We start from the raw sequence: 520 nt of genomic DNA, 5'->3' as shown, positions 1-520 counted from the left end.
GAACGAGTTCGGCACCTACTTCATCGGCTATTCCAGATATCTTTGGGTCACCGAAAAAATGCTGCAGCGCATGTATGTCGGCGAGCCGCCGGGCGCCTACGACCGCCTGCTCGATTTCTCCACGCCGCACACCGGCACGACATTTTTCGCGCCAACCCGCCCCATGCTGCAAGTGCTTGTCGAGGGTGCACAGGCGAAGCCTGCCGCACGGTAGGCAGGCGTCCTCAACGATTTCAGCCCGCGATCACCGCGAATTCAGCGTGCGTCGCGCTTTGCCTGTGCCACCTTGGCCGCCCTGCGCTGCCGGCCGAGTTCCATTGGCCGGACCAGATCCGGCGCCCTCTGGTTCGCCACCGGCCGCATACCCCTGCGCGCGGTGCGCGAGTTGAAGGCGGGGCCGTCCGATGCCGCCCCTTGCTTCATCACCAATGCCTTGCGCGCATTCTCGATCAGCGAAACGCTGGCGGCCAGTTGCCGGCGCCGCTCGGCCTCGCCATTCAGGCGCCGCATGGCCATGGCC

2 pseudogenes are annotated in these 520 nt (G+C 65.8%); one reads left to right on the top strand and one right to left on the bottom strand.

What is annotated here, in order from left to right:
- Positions 1-214: pseudogene (locus EN914_RS37880) on the top strand (Dyp-type peroxidase domain-containing protein); the annotation flags it as partial.
- Between the two features lie 41 nt (positions 215-255).
- Here the strand turns inward: EN914_RS37880 and EN914_RS37875 are convergent.
- Positions 256-520: pseudogene (locus tag EN914_RS37875) on the bottom strand (hypothetical protein); the annotation flags it as partial.

The organism is Mesorhizobium sp. M7A.F.Ca.CA.001.08.2.1 (assembly GCF_003998455.1).
GTDB lineage: Bacteria > Pseudomonadota > Alphaproteobacteria > Rhizobiales > Rhizobiaceae > Mesorhizobium > Mesorhizobium ciceri.
Note: the sequence above shows the minus strand (reverse complement) of the source record. Positions and strands in the feature narration are given on the sequence as shown.